This is a genomic window from Ciceribacter azotifigens, from assembly GCF_048159625.1.
Lineage (GTDB): Bacteria > Pseudomonadota > Alphaproteobacteria > Rhizobiales > Rhizobiaceae > Allorhizobium > Allorhizobium azotifigens.
Genome location: NZ_JBLQTA010000013.1, coordinates 47,491 through 64,279, shown reverse-complemented (window position 1 = coordinate 64,279; position 16,789 = coordinate 47,491). Strand labels below are relative to the sequence as shown.

The following is a 16,789-nucleotide window of genomic DNA, read 5'->3' as shown; positions in this document are numbered from 1 at the left end:
TCAGACAACAATGTTGACGATCCTCTGAGGTACCACGATGATTTTCTTCGGCACCTGCCCGTTCAAGGCGGCCTTGACGGTATCAAGGGCGAGGACCGCATTCTGCACCGCAGTTTGATCCGCCTCACGCGCGATTGTCAATTCCGCGCGCTTCTTTCCGTTGACCTGCACCGGCAGAACAATTTCGTTCTCGGTGACCAGGTCAGGATCGTATGTCGGCCACGGCGCCTGGGCGACCATGCCCGGATTGCCGAGGGCCCTCCAGCATTCTTCAGCCAAATGCGGTGTCATCGGAGCGATCAGGTGGACGAGGATGTTCGCGCCGTCCTTGACCGCAGCAACGTAGGCCCGGTCGGCACCACCGGCCGCTACTCTCGTCAGCGGGGCTGCGAGCGCGTTCACGAACTCGTAGATACGTGCAACGGCCTTATTGAAGGCGAGCTTGTCATAGTCGGCTTCAACCGCCTTCAGGGTCTTGTGCGCGATTTGCGATACGGCGAGCCCCCCTCCCTCCTTAGCCGGATTCGCGTCACAGTCGCCCATTTGCTCGGAAGCTTCGGAAATCAGACGCCATGCTCGTTGTACAAAACGATGTGCGCCTTCCACCCCCGATTCCGACCAGATGACGTCGCGATCGGGCGGAGAATCTGAAAGCACAAAGAAGCGCGCCGTATCGGCGCCGTAGGAGGCGATGATGTCGTCCGGGTCGACTACATTTTTCTTCGACTTGGACATCTTCTCGATTGAGCCAATCGTGACCTCTTCGCCGGTAGCGACCAGAGCGGCACGACGGGTACCGTTGACCTCTTCGATGCGGATGTCGGCGGGTGCTACCCACTGGCCCTGCGCGCCGGAACCGAGCTTATATGTCTCGTGCACCACCATGCCTTGGGTGAACAGGCCCTTGAAGGGTTCGCTAAGGTTCACGTGACCGGTCTCGCGCATGGCGCGGGTGAAGAAGCGAGAATAGAGCAGGTGCAGGATCGCGTGCTCGATGCCGCCGATATATTGGTCGACCGGCAACCAATGGTCGGCCGCCGATGGATCCGTCGGACGGTTCTCCCACGGCGCGGTGAAGCGAGCGAAATACCAGCTTGAATCGACGAAAGTATCCATAGTGTCAGTCTCCCGGCGTGCGTCCTTGCCGCAGTTCGGACAGGCGACATGACGCCAGGTAGGATGACGGTCGAGCGGATTGCCGGGCACGTCGAAAGTCACGTCGTCCGGCAGCTTGACCGGGAGGTCCTTTTTGGGCACCGGAACGACGCCGCAGTCGTCGCAGTGGATGACCGGAATCGGGCAGCCCCAGTAACGCTGCCGAGAAATGCCCCAGTCGCGCAAGCGGAACTGCACCTTGCGTTCGCCCTGCGGTGCATTGCCCAGCATGGTCGAAGACAGCTGGTCCGCGACCACCTTGAAGGCCGCCTCTGTGTCGAGACCGTCGAGGAAGCGCGAATTTATCATCACGCCGTCTCCGTCATAGGCGGCGTCGCCGACCGTGAAGGTCGCAGCGTCGCCGTCCTTCGGCATAACCACCGGCACGACCGGCAGATCATACTTGCGGGCGAAGTCGAGGTCGCGCTGGTCGCCGGACGGGCATCCGAAGATCGCGCCGGTGCCGTATTCCATCAGCACGAAATTGGCGACGTAGACCGGCAGCTCCCAGGTGGGATCGAAGGGATGGCGAACCTTTATACCTGTATCGATTCCCTTCTTGTCGGCCGTCTCCAGCGCGGCGAGCGAGGTGCCGGCCCGGCGGCATTCCTCGCAGAAGGCGGCGATTTCGGCATTGCCCTCGGCAACGACTTTGGCCAGCGGATGATCGGCGGCAATCGCCAGGAACGAGGCGCCGAACAGCGTGTCGGGACGTGTGGTGTAGACGGTGATCTCGGAATGCCCGGCCGGCGCGGCGCCGGCTATCTCCCAGCGCAGCGTCAGGCCTTCGGAACGCCCGATCCAGTTCTTCTGCATCAGCCGCACTTTCTCCGGCCACTGGTCAAGTGTGTCGAGCGCGTCCAGCAGGTCCTGGCTGAAGTCGGTGATCTTGAAGAACCACTGCGTCAGTTCGCGCTGTTCGACGAGAGCACCCGAACGCCAGCCGCGGCCTTCGATCACCTGCTCGTTGGCGAGCACGGTCTGGTCGACCGGATCCCAGTTGACCTTTGACTGTTTGCGGTAGACCAGCCCCTTCTCCATCATGTCGAGGAACAGATATTGCTGCCGATGGTAGTAGTCGACGTCGCAGGTCGCGAATTCCCGCGACCAGTCCAGCGAAAGACCCATCGACTTCAGCTGGCCGCGCATTGCCGCGATGTTCTGATAGGTCCAGTCCTTCGGATGAACTTTGTTCTGCATCGCCGCGTTCTCGGCCGGCATGCCGAATGCGTCCCAACCCATCGGGTGCAACACATTATAGCCGCGGGCGCGCTTGTAGCGGGCAACGACGTCGCCCATGGTGTAGTTGCGCACATGGCCCATGTGAATGCGTCCCGACGGATACGGGAACATCTCTAGCACGTAGTATTTCTCGCGCCTGTCGTTGTTGTCCGTGACGAAAACGCCAGCTTCGGACCATTTCGCCTGCCAACGTGGTTCGGCGTCGCGCGGATTGTAACGTTCGGTAGCCATTTGTCGCATTTCCGGAAAATCAGGGAGAGTTGGGGTGACCTTCACCACGAAACCGCTCAAGCGTCAAGTTTTCCGGGCACTTCGGTGGGCGGAAAGCTCCGCCCGATACTCCCCTGCAGGTTGCCATCGAAGCAGCTTGCGTCGCGGGGGCAGCAAGGGTGATTATATCAGTCGTGAGTCGATTGACCGGAAGGACAGAAATGACAGTCGCAGAGCAGCTGGACAGCGTGGTGGATCGCGTCGCTTCGGCGGCGAGAAGGGCAGGTCGTGAGCCGGATTCGGTGCAACTCGTCGCGGTATCGAAGACCTTCCCAGTTGAGGTGATTCGCGCGGTGATCGCCAGTGGCCAGAGAGTGTTCGGCGAGAATCGTGTGCAGGAGGCGCAACAGAAGTGGCCGCAACTCAAGGCCGAGACCGCCGGGATCGAACTGCATCTCATCGGGCCGCTGCAGTCCAACAAGACTGCAGATGCCGTGGCACTCTTCGACGTCATCGAGACGGTCGATCGGGAGAAGATTGCCCGTGTCCTGAGTGAGGAAACGAAACGGCAGGGGCGCTCGCTGCGGTTTTATGTCCAGGTGAACACCGGGCTCGAACCACAGAAGGCAGGCATCGCACCCGACGAGACCGTCAAATTCGTCCACTTGTGTACCCAGGAACTCGGCATGACCGTCGAGGGACTCATGTGCATTCCGCCGGCTGCGGAGAATCCTGGACCGCATTTCGCGCTGCTCGCAAAGCTCGCCGATGAGTGTGGTCTGCGCAAGCTCTCCATGGGAATGTCGGGCGAGTTCGAGACTGCTATCGAATTCGGCGCGACCAGCGTTCGGGTGGGATCCGCGATCTTCGGCACGCGGTAGCCTTTCCCCAGCGTCCGCGGATCTGCGCGCGCCATAGGCTTTCGTCTGACTTTCCAGCTTGCGAGCACCTGCCTAATATCCCGCCAATCTTGCAAAGAGTTGGTTCGGGAGGACGTCATGGAGAGCAAGTACCTGGATACCTATCGCTCGTGGGAGCGTGATCCGGAAGCGTTCTGGGAAGAGCAAGCGGCCAAGATCGACTGGTTTCGCCCTGCCGACAAGGTGTTCGACCCGGGCATGGGCGCCTATGGTCGCTGGTTCGTGGGCGCGGAGACGAACACCTGCCATAACTGTCTCGATCGGCACGTTGCTGCTGGCCGCGGCGACCAGGCTGCCGTCATCTACGATAGCCCGATGACGGGCGAGAAGAGAAGCTTCACCTATAACGAGGTGCTGACGGAAGTGACGGCGATCGCCGCCGTCCTCAGAAACCATGGCGTGACCAAAGGTGATCGCGTCATCATCTATATGCCGATGATCCCGGAAGCGGTTTTCTCCATGCTCGCCTGTGCGCGGCTGGGCGCCATTCATTCGGTTGTGTTCGGCGGCTTTGCTGCACATGAACTTGCCACCCGTATCGACGATTCGAAGGCGAAAGTTATCATCAGCGCGAGCTGCGGTCTCGAGCCTGGGCGTATCGTGCCGTACAAGCCACTTCTCGACCACGCGATCGACATGGCGCAGGTAAAGCCCGAATATTGCTTCGTTTTGCAACGCGAACAGTTACATGCCCCGCTCCGGTACGAGCATGGTGACGTCGACTTTGCCAAGGCTGTCGAAATCGAGCGCGCGAACGGTACCGATATCCGGTGTGAACCGGTGCTCGCGACCGAGCCGCTCTACGTTCTTTATACGTCGGGCACGACGGGGCAACCGAAGGGCGTCGTTCGCGACAACGGCGGGCACATGGTTGCGCTACAGTGGACGATGGAAAACATATACGGAGTCGCCCCCGGCGAAGTCTTCTGGGCAGCGTCGGACATCGGCTGGGTCGTCGGTCATTCCTACATTGTCTATGCGCCTCTTCTTGCTGGAAACACGACGGTAATTTTCGAAGGCAAGCCGATCGGCACGCCCGATGCCGGGACCTTCTGGCGTGTTGTTTCCGAGCACGACGTAAAGGCGCTGTTCACAGCGCCGACCGCCTTCCGTGCCATACGTCGTGATGACCCCGATGGCGACCATATCCGGCGCTACGATCTCTCTTGTCTCCGTTCGTTGTTTCTTGCCGGCGAACGCGCCGACCCCGAAACCATCAAATGGGCGGAGAAGATGCTTGAGGTTCCGGTGATCGATCACTGGTGGCAGACGGAAACCGGTTGGCCGATGGCAGCCAATCCCGCAGGCCTCGACCTTCTGCCGGTTAAATACGGCTCTCCTACCGTGGCGATGCCCGGATATGCGATCGACGTGCTCGACGATGCCGGGCACCCGGTGCCCAAAGGGACGCTCGGCAATATTGTCGTGAAGCTTCCTCTGCCTCCCGGTTGCCTGGTCACCTTCTGGAATGCGGAGGAACGTTTCCGTTCCTCCTGTCTCGAGGAGTTCCCGGGGTACTACAAGACCGCTGACGCGGGGATCGTTGATGACGATGGCTACGTCTTCGTGATGGCCCGTACGGACGACATCATCAACTGTGCCGGTCACCGTCTTTCTACGGGTGCGATGGAAGAGGTCTGCGCCATGCACCCGGATGTCGCCGAATGCGCGGTCATCGGTATCGCCGACGACCTCAAGGGGCAGATCCCTTGCGGCTTTCTGGTGTTGAAGAACAATGTCTCGCGTGACTTCGCGGCCATACAGCGCGAGGTCGTTCAGCTTGTCCGAGACGAGATCGGCCCGGTGGCAGCGTTCAAGACCGTGATGCAGGTCGAGCGCCTGCCGAAGACCCGATCCGGCAAAATTCTGCGCGGGACAATGCAGAAGATCGCGGACGGGCTGCCCTGGAAGATGCCGGCTACGATCGACGATCCCGCTATTCTCGATGAGATCAGCACCGTCCTCCGACAGCACGGTCATGGTTGAGCGGTAGTGCCGTCGTGACAGCGACGTTGCAAAAACAAAAAGCCCCGCGAATCGCGGGGCTTTGAAGTATCAGCAGACAGAAGCAGCTCAGTAGAGATCGTCTTCGTCGTCGTCCTTGCGGTCCGACTTCAGCGATTTCAACTTGGCGAAAACCGCATTGGCGTCAATTTCCTTCTCCTCGTCCTGAGAGAAGTCATAGCCGAGGTTTTCGGTCTCTGTCGCCGACTGGAGGGTTGCTCCGAGTTCGGCAGCGGTTGGTAGCGGCCGGCCCTTCGAGGCCTTCTCAACTTCCATGTCGAGATCGATCTGACTGCAGAGGCCAAGGGTGACCGGGTCCATCGGCGAGAGGTTCGCCGAGTTCCAGTGGGTCCGGTCACGAATCTGTTCAATCGTGCTCTTGGTGGTACCGACCAGCCGCGAAATCTGCGCATCCTTCAACTCAGGATGGTTTCGCACGAGCCAGAGAATGGCGTTCGGCCGATCCTGCCGCTTGGAGACGGGCGTGTAGCGGGGGCCACGACGCTTGGAATCCGGAACGCGTACCTTCGGCTCCTGCAGCTTCAGCTTGTGGTTCGGATCCGCTTCGGCGCGGCCAATCTCTTCACGGGAAAGCTGCCCGGTTGCGATCGGGTCTAGGCCCTTGATGCCTTGCGCTGCTTCGCCGTCTGCAATGGCTTTGACCTCAAGTGGGTGAAGCTTGCAGAACTGTGCGATCTGATCGAATGACAATGCCGTGTTATCGACCAGCCATACGGCCGTTGCCTTTGGCATGAGCAATGTCTGAGCCATGGAAATAGTCCTTCTTTGCGTCCGCGCCGGGGGCCGCGGGCCGTGGGTATCAACCACAATTTCCGGAGAATAATGAGCTGTATACCCTCATTAAACGGCAATTGCAATTCTTCCTAAAACGGATGACCTTTGTCTAATTGCTGGGTCTGTATGACCTGCTATGAATGTAGCACATACGGCCGAAAACGGGAGTTCGGCGTCCAGACCAGTTGGCGTTTCTACATGAGGAGGAGTTCATGTCAGCCAAAATCTATCCGGTCCTAAAGGCGGCGAAGAGCCGAGCCTTGGTCGACAACGAAAAATACCGGAAGTGGTATGAGGAGAGCACCGAGGATCCGGAGAAGTTCTGGGATAAGCACGGCAAGAGAATTGATTGGTTCAAACCATACACGAAGGTCAAGAATACGACGTTCAAGGGCAAGGTTTCGATCAAGTGGTATGAAGACGGCCTGACGAACGTTTCGTACAATTGTATCGATCGTCACCTGAAAACCCACGGCGAGCGCACGGCAATCATCTGGGAAGGTGACAACCCGTATATCGACAAGAAAATCACTTATAATCAATTATACGAACAGGTTTGCCGCCTTGCAAACGTGCTGAAGGCCAACGGCGTCAAGAAGGGTGATCGCGTCACCATCTATATGCCGATGATTCCGGAAGCGGCTTATGCCATGCTGGCCTGCGCCCGCATCGGCGCCGTACACTCCGTGGTCTTCGGTGGGTTCTCACCAGAAGCGCTGGCCGGCCGTATCGTCGACTGCGAGTCGACCTTCGTCATCACATGCGACGAGGGCCTTCGTGGTGGCAAACCGGTGCCACTGAAAGAGAACACGGATACCGCGATCGATATCGCCGCGAAGCAGTTCGTCATCGTCAACAAAGTCCTGGTCGTTCGCCGGACCGGCGGCAAGATCGAGTGGGCTCCGGGCCGCGACCTCTGGTATCACCAGGAAATTGCCAAGGTGAAGCCTGACTGCCCGCCGGTCAAAATGCGGGCTGAGGATCCCCTCTTCATTCTCTATACCTCCGGTTCGACTGGGAAGCCGAAGGGCGTGGTACATACGACCGGCGGCTATCTCGTCTACGCCGCGATGACGCACGAATACGTGTTCGATTACAAGGACGGCGAGATCTATTGGTGTACGGCGGACGTCGGTTGGGTGACAGGCCACTCCTACATCGTGTACGGGCCGCTCGCGAACTGTGCGACGACGCTGATGTTCGAAGGCGTGCCGAATTTTCCCGATCAGGGCCGCTTCTGGGAAGTGATCGACAAGCACAAGGTGAACGTCTTCTACACCGCTCCGACGGCTATCCGCTCGCTGATGGGCGCCGGCGATCATTTCGTGCAGCGTTCGAGCCGTTCGAGCCTCCGCCTGCTGGGGTCGGTGGGCGAGCCGATCAATCCGGAAGCGTGGGAGTGGTACTACAACGTGGTGGGTGACGAGCGTTGCCCGATCGTGGATACCTGGTGGCAGACGGAAACGGGTGGCATCCTGATCACGCCGCTGCCGGGTGCGACGGACCTCAAGCCCGGCTCCGCGACGCGTCCGTTCTTCGGGATCAAGCCGCAGCTTGTCGACAATGAGGGCAACGTGCTCGAAGGAGCCGCCGACGGCAATCTCTGCATCGTCGACAGCTGGCCGGGGCAAGCGCGATCGATTTATGGCGATCATCACCGGTTCGCACAGACCTACTTCTCCACGTATAAGGGCAAGTACTTTACCGGCGACGGCTGCCGCCGCGACGAGGACGGTTACTATTGGATCACCGGACGCGTTGACGACGTTCTCAACGTGTCGGGTCACCGACTCGGCACGGCGGAAGTGGAATCCGCCCTTGTGTCTCATCATCTGGTTTCGGAGGCTGCTGTTGTCGGCTATCCCCACCCGATCAAGGGGCAGGGTATCTATTGCTACGTCACGTTGATGGCGGATCATGCTGGCGACGATGCGCTGCGTCAGGATCTCCTCAAGCATGTGCGCGCGGAAATCGGTCCGATCGCCACGCCGGACAAGATCCAGTTTGCACCGGGATTGCCGAAAACTCGCTCCGGCAAGATCATGCGGCGCATTTTGCGCAAGATTGCCGAGGACGATTTTGGCTCCCTCGGCGATACGTCGACCTTGGCGGATCCGGGTGTCGTCGACGACCTGATCGCCAACCGTCAGAATCGTAACGGTCAGTAATTAAGATGAGAATGGCAAGAGGCCGCTCCATGGCATCATGGAGCGGCCTTTTGTTTTGTTCAGTTGCAGCGGTGGGGAGCTTTTCGGCCGCCGTCATATGACTCCACAAGCCCGGAGGCGAGCAAGACGTCCGCGACACTTCGGCCGTCCTCAAGACGAATGTCGGCCAACACCCGGCCATAATATTTGTCGCCCGAAATTGAGAGCAGCGCGACCTTGGCGGGGACGAGGGCAGAGAGCGCATCTCGCGCCTGCTGTGCGGCAAAGCGGGTCGCTTCGCACTTCGCGTGCAGTTCCGGTGCGTCAATTCCACGCAACCTGACGTATGTCTCGATACTATGTTCTGGCCACGGAGCGGCACTGACCAGAAGCGTATCTCCATCGATGACGCGAATGAGCTTTGCTTCCACAGGCCCTGAGATCAAATGATCCTCGGAAGCAGCCGCTGGATGCCCAATTGATACGGCGACCAGGAACAGGAGAGAGGGAAGGTAAGTCGAGCGCATAGAAGGAATATATTCCGGTTTCCGTGCGCCGACAATAGGTATTTATTCCATATCAGAAGTCGATCGCACGCCCCTTGATCTCCCAATCGCCAAAACGTGCGGGATCAGGGCCGCCTCGTCCGCCGATCTCCTTTGCGGGTTCGACCGTAGCTTCACTGCGGCGCCTTTCCTCGGCCTCTTTCAGCGCACGTATGGCCGCGGCAGAGAGCTCTTTCTTCACTGGATGTTCCAAAGTGGGGCTGTTGTCTGAGGAGGGATGCTGCTGGTCTTGCAAGGGTGTCATGTCCGTTCGTATCCGGATGTGTCGGCGCACGACACATTGAAATCGCCCGCCGAAATTTTAAATCATAATGTAGCCGCTGCAGCGAGCGATGTCCAACTGCAGAGAGTCTGAGGAGTGAAATATGAACTTCATGCGCACCGCGATGCTGCTTGCGTTTATGACGGCGCTGTTCATGGGCGTCGGCTACCTGATAGGTGGTCAGAGCGGCATGATTATCGCGCTGATGATCGCCGCCGGCATGAACTTCTTTTCCTATTGGAACTCCGACCGAATGGTGCTCGCCGCTTACCGGGCACAGGAGATCGACGAGAATAATGCCCCGGAATTCTTCCGGATCATCCGGGACCTGGCGCACCGGGCGAGTCTGCCGATGCCGCGCGTCTATGTTTTCGACAGTCCGCAGCCGAACGCGTTTGCCACCGGACGCAATCCACAGAACGCGGCCGTAGCCGCCTCAACCGGCCTTCTGAACCGCCTGGCTCCGGAAGAAGTGGCCGGTGTCATGGCGCACGAGCTTGCGCACGTCGAGAACCGTGACACGCTGACCATGACGATCACGGCGACGCTCGCCGGCGCTATCTCCATGCTCGGTAATTTCGCCTTCTTCTTCGGCGGCCGCCGCGACGAGAATAACCCGCTCGGAGCTGTCGGACTGCTCGTTACAATGATTGTCGCTCCGCTTGCCGCCATGTTGGTTCAGATGGCGATCAGCCGTACCCGCGAATATGCCGCGGACCGTCGTGGTGCCGAAATCTGCGGCGATCCCCGCTGGCTTGCGTCCGCCCTGCGCAAGATTGCGAACGACAGCGCCCGGATCGTCAATGACGATGCCGAACGTAATCCTGCGACGGCGCATATGTTCATTATCAATCCCCTGAGCGGCGAACGCATGGACAACCTTTTCTCGACCCATCCAAACACGGAGAACCGCATCGCGGAGCTGATGCGGATGGCGGAAAGCACGGGGCCGGTATCGACGTGGTCCGATTCCGCTGTTAAGCCGAGCCGCAGGTCGCGCTCTGTTCCGGATATCGGGCGTCGCCGCGTTGGTTCGCAACCGCCCAAGGGACCGTGGTCTTGAACGACAGAGACAAGAACAAGAAAGCCAAAGTCGGCAAGGCAAGAAACAAGGACAGCCATCCTGATCGTCGCCGATCTGCTTTGGAAGACAAAGCCGGGCTAGACGCGAGAATAGCGGCTGCCAAAATCCTTGCGGCTGTGGTCGATCGCCGGACACCGCTGGACGGTATGCTGGATGCGGAGCACGGCAATCCGGCGTACAGAACGCTCAGCGAGCCGGATCGTGCCCTGGTTCGGGCGATATCGCAGGCTGCGCTCAGGCATTTGCCGCGCATCGAAGCGATTCTTTCGTCGCTTCTCGACTCCCCGTTGCCGGAAGGCGCCCGTTCCTTACACCACTTGTTCGTGGTCGCGATAACGCAGATGCTGTATCTCGACGTCCCCGACCATTCTGCCGTCGATCTTGCCGTCGAACAGGCGACACGGGATCCTCGCAACAGGCGCTTTGCAAAGCTCGTCAATGCCGTTCTGCGCCGGTTGGGGAGAGAGAAGGCGGTGCGCCTCGCGAGTGTTGCATCGCTTCCTTCTACGCCGAAATGGTTCTTCGATCGTCTTGCTGCGGTATACGGTGCGGATGCGGCGGCGCAGATCGCGGAAGCCCAAGGCCGCCCCGCGCCTATCGATATCACAGTGAAGAGCGATCCGGAGGTCTGGGCCGAGCGGCTTAACGGATATGTCCTTCCGACGGGCAGTGTGCGCCTCACCGGATTCCGCGGTGGAATTCCGACGCTCGAAGGTTTCGTCGACGGCGAATGGTGGGTGCAGGATGCTGCGGCCGCTTTGCCGGCCCGGCTTCTTGGCGAGATCTCGGGAAAGCGGGTGGCAGATCTCTGTGCGGCACCCGGCGGCAAGACGGCACAGCTTATACAGGCCGGAGCCACCGTCACTGCGGTCGAGCAGTCGGCAAACCGCATGCGGCGGCTGAAAGGTAATCTGGCCCGCCTGCATCTCGAGTGCGAATGCGTGAACGTCAATCTGCTCGACTTCCGGCCATCCGAACTCTTCGACGGCGTCTTGCTTGATGCCCCCTGCTCGTCAACGGGTACGGCGCGGCGGCACCCTGACGTGCTCTGGACCAAAGGCCCGGAGGACGTCGCAAAACTCGCCAGTCTGCAGGAGACGCTTCTCCGCCATGCCCTGACGCTGGTGCGTCGCGGCGGCCGTCTCGTTTTCTCGAACTGCTCGCTCGATCCTTCCGAGGGAGAGGAGGTTGTCGCACGCGTCCTTGCGGACACGCCCGGCTATCGCCGGGAGCCGATCCTTGCTGCCGACTGGCCGGGGCTGGCGGAAGCTGTAACTCCACTCGGGGAGTTGCGAACCACGCCGGCAATGCTGAGACCGGAAGGCACGGAAGGTGGGCTCGACGGGTTCTACGCCTGCGTTCTCTCGCGAGATTAACGGAATATTTACCAAAATCATTGCCATCATCCGGCTGATAACGACTAAATCGCTCGGCGCGCGGGTCGTTCATGCGCATGCATTTCGTGGGTACGAAACGGTGAGACCCGTTCTTCGTTCGATTTCGGTGCGGCCGCGCTGTCATGGAAAAACAATGCGATTCACGGAACGCCAAAGACTGGTCTATCTTTACCTCCGTGAAGCATGGAGACGGATCTCCCGACAAATCGCGATCGGCCACGTCTCAGCCTTGCGCTTTGCAGGTGCGGGGTCCGGTCGTCTGATCGTCGCACCCACTGACCTCAGGATCGTCGACCCGTTCGTTGCCGAAGAAATCCTTGTTCGGCGCTTTCCGCTCGCGGGAAAGGTCCTGGATGCGGATGACCGGTCGCCCTTCGATCTCGAGGCGCCTTCACCATCATTTGCGGTCCGCCTGCATTCCTTCACCTGGCTCCGTCACGTCCGTGCTGACAAGTCACCGGGCGCCTGCGCCAATGCTCGGGCCATTGTCGATGACTGGATTCGACTACATGGCACCCGCATCAGCGGAGTGCCGTGGGACGCTGACGTGATCGCCCAGCGGGTGATCGCCTGGTTGTCGCATTCGCCGGTCGTCCTCCAGGATGCTGAAGGTGGCTTCTATCGACGGTTCCTCGGGAACCTCGCCTTCCAGATTCGCTATCTCAACCAGATAGCCGATCACGTACCGGATGGGTTGCCGAGACTGAGAGTCCGGATCGCGCTCGCGATGGCTTCCATTTCAATGCAGATGCGGGGCATTTCCGTTCGTCGAGCCGCGCGGCATCTCGACCGGGAGCTGGACCGACAGATTCTGCCGGACGGCGGGCATATTTCGCGTAACCCGAACGTGGCGGTTGACCTTCTGTTCGATCTGCTGCCTCTGCGTCAGACCTATATCAATCTGGGCCACGACATACCGGTAAAACTCATTCCGGCCATCGACAGAATGTACCCAGCAGTGCGCTTCTTTCGGCACGGAAGCGGCGATCTCGCTCTTTTCAACGGTGCGACCTCGATTCTCGCCAACGAATTGATGTCCGTGCTGCGTTACGACGAAACCGCCGGGCAACCTTTCAAGTCGTTGCCACATTCGCAGTATCACAGGCTCGCCGGTGGTTCGGCCGTCATCCTCGTCGACACGGGCCATCCGCGATCGGCGGAGCTGTCGAAGACAGCCCATGCTGGCTGTCTTTCCTTCGAGTTTTCCTCAGGGCGCCATCGTCTCATCGTCAACAGTGGCTCGCCGCGCTTTGCTGGCGAGAAGCTGCGTCAGCTCGCGCGGACGACCGCCGCGCATTCGACAGTTTCAGTTGGTGAGACATCTTCGGCGAGGATTTCGCGCTCCCCCTTCCTCGGCCCTTTGATGGTATCGGGCGTGACTGCCGTCGAGGTGACACGACAAACGGCAGCCGACGGGAGCGACCGGCTTTGTGCCCGCCATAACGGCTATCTGCTCAATTTCGGCCTTTGGCATGAGCGGGAACTACGGTTGAACGAGGCTGGCACAAAGGTCGCGGGGCGTGACCGCCTTCTGCTGGCGAATGGCGAGCCGCTGCAAAGTGCACCGCCACCTGAAAGCCTCGGCCGTTTCCATATCCATCCGGCGGTGCGCCTTGAACAGGTGGACGGTCGTGCTGTGCATCTGATCGCTCCAGACGGTGAGACTTGGGTCTTCTCGGTCCCGACGGGTGAGGTGGTTATTAGCGAGGACGTCTTTTTCGCCGACGCATCGGGTGCGCGTTCCTCCGAACAGCTTGAAATCGCCTTTGAGGGCCCGGAAATCCGCTGGTTTCTCACACATAAGGCTTAGGCCGGTTTCTTCTCGCTGCAAGCTGTGCTAGGCGGCTGCCACACATGCTATCTTCCGCGCTGCCGCAGCACGCCCATCAGATTGGAGCAGAAACCATGGCCGTCGTTTCCAAGAAAATACCCGCTCCCGACCGGGTCAAAATCAAGACCGCTCTTCTCTCGGTCTCAGACAAGGCGGGCATCGTCGAGCTGGCCCGAGCGCTCAACGCCATGGGCGTACGACTTCTGTCGACCGGCGGCACTCACAAGGCGATTGCCGGTGCCGGCCTGCCGGTGACCGACGTCTCCGACGTTACCGAATTCCCGGAAATCATGGATGGGCGGGTGAAGACGCTTCATCCGCGCGTTCATGGCGGTCTTCTCGCGATCCGCGACGATGCCGAACACCAGCAGGCGATGCGTGAGCATGGGATCGAAGCCATCGACCTCACCGTCATCAATCTCTATCCGTTCGAGGAGGTTCGAGCCGCCGGCGGGGACTATCCGACGACCGTCGAGAACATCGACATCGGCGGACCGGCGATGATCCGCGCGTCTGCAAAGAACCATGCCTACGTGACGATCGTTACCGATCCTGCCGATTACGAACCTCTGCTTGCGGCGCTCACGTCCGACGATTGCCAGACGAGCTACGCCCTTCGCCAGCAGTTCGCGGCGAAGGCCTTCGCCCGGACAGCTGCCTACGATACGATGATCTCCAACTGGTTTGCCGATGCCCTTTCGATCGATGTTCCGATGTATCGCACCATCGGCGGCGTTCTGAAGGAGAAGATGCGCTACGGTGAAAATCCGCATCAAAGTGCAGCATTCTACGTCACCGGCGACGATCGCCCGGGCGTCGCGAATGCTACCCTGCTGCAAGGCAAGCAGCTCTCCTACAACAATATCAACGACACCGACGCGGCATTCGAGCTGGTCGCCGAGTTTGCGCCCGAAAATGGGCCGGCCTGCGCGATCATCAAGCATGCCAATCCCTGCGGCGTTGCGACTGGCTCGACGCTCGTCGATGCCTACAAGCGCGCCCTCGCCTGCGATTCCGTTTCGGCCTTCGGCGGCATCATCGCACTCAACCAGACGCTTGACGCCGCGACAGCTGAAGAGATCGTAAAGCTCTTCACGGAGGTGATCATTGCGCCCGATGTCACGGAAGAAGCCAAGGCGATCATCGCCCGGAAAGCAAACCTTCGCCTCCTGACGACGGGTCGCCTCCCCGATCCGCGGGCGGCTGGCATCACGGCGAAGACCGTTTCCGGCGGGTTGTTGGTCCAGTCTCGCGACAATGTCGTCGTTGAAGATCTAGACCTTCGTGTCGTCACCAGGCGCGCCCCGACGCCGACCGAACTCGAAGACATGAAATTCGCGTTCAAGATCGCCAAGCACGTAAAGTCGAACGCGGTGATCTACGCGAAAGACGGACAGACGGCGGGTATCGGCGCAGGCCAGATGAGCCGCGTCGATTCTGCCCGTATCGCCGCAATGAAGGCCGAAGACGCGGCCAAAGCACTCGGCCTTGCACAGCCTTTGACGAGGGGGTCGGCGGTTGCCTCGGAGGCCTTCTATCCCTTTGCCGATGGTTTGCTCGCTGCCATCGCGGCAGGTGCGACCGCTGTCATCCAGCCAGGTGGTTCTATGCGCGACGAGGAAGTGATCGCAGCAGCCGACGAACATGGCGTGGCGATGGTCTTCACCGGTATTCGCCACTTCCGTCACTGATCACGGAAACCGTATCGCTATTTTGGAGTCCGGCTTCGGCCGGGCTCCTTTTATTTTGGCCTGGCCGCCGGATTACGGCCGGCCGGGTAAGGCGTGGCAAGCAGCATGATGAATCCCCCGCCGAGGTAGATCAGAATGCTTGCCATGCCAACTCGCGGCGAGCCGGTCCAGTAGGTCAGCATCGAGAAGCTCAAGGTGGCCATGAAACTCGTGACGCGTCCGGACAGTGCATAAATGCCGAAGTAGCGCCCCGCTTCGTTCGGGGGAACACTGCGGGCGAGGTAAGAACGCGACGAGGCCTGAACGGGGCCGAAGGCGAGTCCGATAAGAACGCCGAACAGGATATAGGTCTTCTCCGCGGCTGTTCCGAAAATACCGGGTGTGGACATCGCGGAGAGATCGATGATGCCGAAGAGCGTGTAGCCCGGACCGGTCGAGATGATGCCGAACGTGGCGACGATCAGCAGAACGAGGCTGAGAAGCACTGTGAATTTCGAGCCGAACCGCCGATCGATCGAACCCGCTGCCAGGCAGCCGAAGATTGCGACGACGTTCAGAATTATGCCGTAGAGCCCGATTTCCATGGTCGACCACTGGAACATCGCTGCCGCAAAGACACCGCCGAGCACCAGCAGGCCGTTCACACCGTCCTGATAGATCATGCGCCCGATCAGGAACCGGGCGAGGCCGGCCCTCGCTCTCAGTTCACCAAGCGTATTGCCGAGTTCGCTCAAGCCGGTTCTCACGGCTTCGCGGAGTGGTTTGCCCTTGGTCGCGTCGGGGGTGAAGAAGAACATCGGCAGGATGAAGACGAAATACCAGAGAGCCGATATCGGTCCCGTGATGCGCGCATCCTCGCCGGTAACCGGATCCAGTCCGAAAAGTGGCGGTCGGCCGATCAGCGTCATTCCTGTCTCCGGGTTCGCTGCCAGCAGGGTCACCACAGCGATGAGAACGATGATCCCGCCGAGATAGCCAAGACCCCAAGCGATGTTGGAGATCCTGCCAACCGTCTGCGGCGTAACAAGCCGCGGCATCATGGAGTCGTTGAAGACGACGGAGAACTCGGCCGACACCGTGGCGAGAATGATCAGAATAACGGGAACGACAACCGGCGAGCCCGGGGCCGCGGTCCAGAGCAAGCTGAGGCTGATGATCTTGATGACCGCGAAGGAGGCAATCCACGGCTTGCGGCTGCCGGACTGATCGGCAATCGATCCGAGGACAGGCGAGAGAACGGCGATGACGATCGACGCGATCGTCGCGGTGTTGCTCCATGTCGCCTGGGCGGAGACCGGGTCGGAGGTCATCCGCGAGACGAAGTAGGGTCCGAAGATGAACGTCGTCACCACCGTAAAAAAGGGCTGGGCTGCCCAATCGAACAGCATCCAGCCCAAAATTCCGCGGGCGGGCACCTCTGCAGTTCCCGCTGCCGGCATCTCCGTTTCGACCGCCACCAACTCTTCCCCCGAATGTTTCGGGGGA

The 16,789-nt window shown here is 60.1% G+C and carries 12 protein-coding genes; 7 read left to right on the top strand and 5 right to left on the bottom strand.

The window, feature by feature from the left end:
- Positions 1-2,628, bottom strand: coding sequence for a leucine--tRNA ligase (gene leuS, locus ACM6UT_RS17250; protein WP_416798580.1), 2,628 nt, complete (start codon positions 2,626-2,628; stop codon positions 1-3).
- A 200-nt stretch (positions 2,629-2,828) separates the two neighbouring features.
- On the opposite strand from leuS, the gene ACM6UT_RS17245 reads away from it, so the two are divergent.
- Entirely contained in the window at positions 2,829-3,488 is a 660-nt protein-coding gene (locus ACM6UT_RS17245) for a YggS family pyridoxal phosphate-dependent enzyme (protein ID WP_416798579.1), read from the top strand.
- 117 nt (positions 3,489-3,605) lie between these two features.
- Positions 3,606-5,513, top strand: a complete 1,908-nt coding sequence (locus ACM6UT_RS17240) for a propionyl-CoA synthetase (protein WP_416798578.1) — start codon at positions 3,606-3,608, stop codon at positions 5,511-5,513.
- 87 nt (positions 5,514-5,600) lie between these two features.
- On the opposite strand, the gene ACM6UT_RS17235 is transcribed toward ACM6UT_RS17240, so the two are convergent.
- Positions 5,601-6,302 (bottom strand): DUF1013 domain-containing protein, encoded by a 702-nt coding sequence (locus ACM6UT_RS17235; RefSeq protein ID WP_416798577.1) that lies wholly within the window; start codon positions 6,300-6,302, stop codon positions 5,601-5,603.
- A 236-nt stretch (positions 6,303-6,538) separates the two neighbouring features.
- Here ACM6UT_RS17235 and acs point away from each other — a divergent pair, with 236 nt between their 5' ends.
- Positions 6,539-8,494, top strand: a complete 1,956-nt coding sequence (acs, locus tag ACM6UT_RS17230; RefSeq protein WP_416798576.1) for an acetate--CoA ligase — start codon at positions 6,539-6,541, stop codon at positions 8,492-8,494.
- A gap of 59 nt (positions 8,495-8,553) precedes the next feature.
- Here acs and ACM6UT_RS17225 read toward each other — a convergent pair whose 3' ends face one another.
- Together ACM6UT_RS17225 and ACM6UT_RS17220 are read right to left on the bottom strand one after the other, a co-directional pair.
- Entirely contained in the window at positions 8,554-9,000 is a 447-nt protein-coding gene (locus ACM6UT_RS17225) for a thermonuclease family protein (protein WP_416798575.1), read from the bottom strand.
- A gap of 52 nt (positions 9,001-9,052) precedes the next feature.
- On the bottom strand, positions 9,053-9,283 hold the full coding sequence (locus ACM6UT_RS17220) for a DUF1674 domain-containing protein (protein ID WP_416798574.1): 231 nt from the start codon (positions 9,281-9,283) through the stop codon (positions 9,053-9,055).
- Positions 9,284-9,404: 121 nt separating this feature from the next.
- On the opposite strand from ACM6UT_RS17220, the gene htpX reads away from it, so the two are divergent.
- The 4 genes from htpX to purH all read left to right on the top strand — a co-directional run bounded on the left by htpX (position 9,405) and on the right by purH (position 15,304).
- Positions 9,405-10,364 (top strand): zinc metalloprotease HtpX, encoded by a 960-nt coding sequence (htpX, locus tag ACM6UT_RS17215; RefSeq protein WP_416798573.1) that lies wholly within the window; start codon positions 9,405-9,407, stop codon positions 10,362-10,364.
- Complete coding sequence (locus ACM6UT_RS17210; protein ID WP_416798572.1) at positions 10,355-11,761, top strand: RsmB/NOP family class I SAM-dependent RNA methyltransferase; 1,407 nt, start codon at positions 10,355-10,357, stop codon at positions 11,759-11,761. Before htpX ends, ACM6UT_RS17210 begins: the two co-directional genes overlap by 10 nt.
- Positions 11,762-11,915: 154 nt before the next feature.
- A complete protein-coding gene (locus ACM6UT_RS17205; protein ID WP_416798634.1) occupies positions 11,916-13,592 on the top strand; it encodes a heparinase II/III family protein in 1,677 nt (558 codons plus the stop codon).
- A gap of 95 nt (positions 13,593-13,687) precedes the next feature.
- Positions 13,688-15,304 (top strand): bifunctional phosphoribosylaminoimidazolecarboxamide formyltransferase/IMP cyclohydrolase, encoded by a 1,617-nt coding sequence (gene purH / locus ACM6UT_RS17200; protein ID WP_416798571.1) that lies wholly within the window; start codon positions 13,688-13,690, stop codon positions 15,302-15,304.
- A 50-nt stretch (positions 15,305-15,354) separates the two neighbouring features.
- On the opposite strand, the gene ACM6UT_RS17195 is transcribed toward purH, so the two are convergent.
- On the bottom strand, positions 15,355-16,743 hold the full coding sequence (locus ACM6UT_RS17195; protein ID WP_416798633.1) for an MFS transporter: 1,389 nt from the start codon (positions 16,741-16,743) through the stop codon (positions 15,355-15,357).
- Positions 16,744-16,789: the final 46 nt, after the last annotated feature.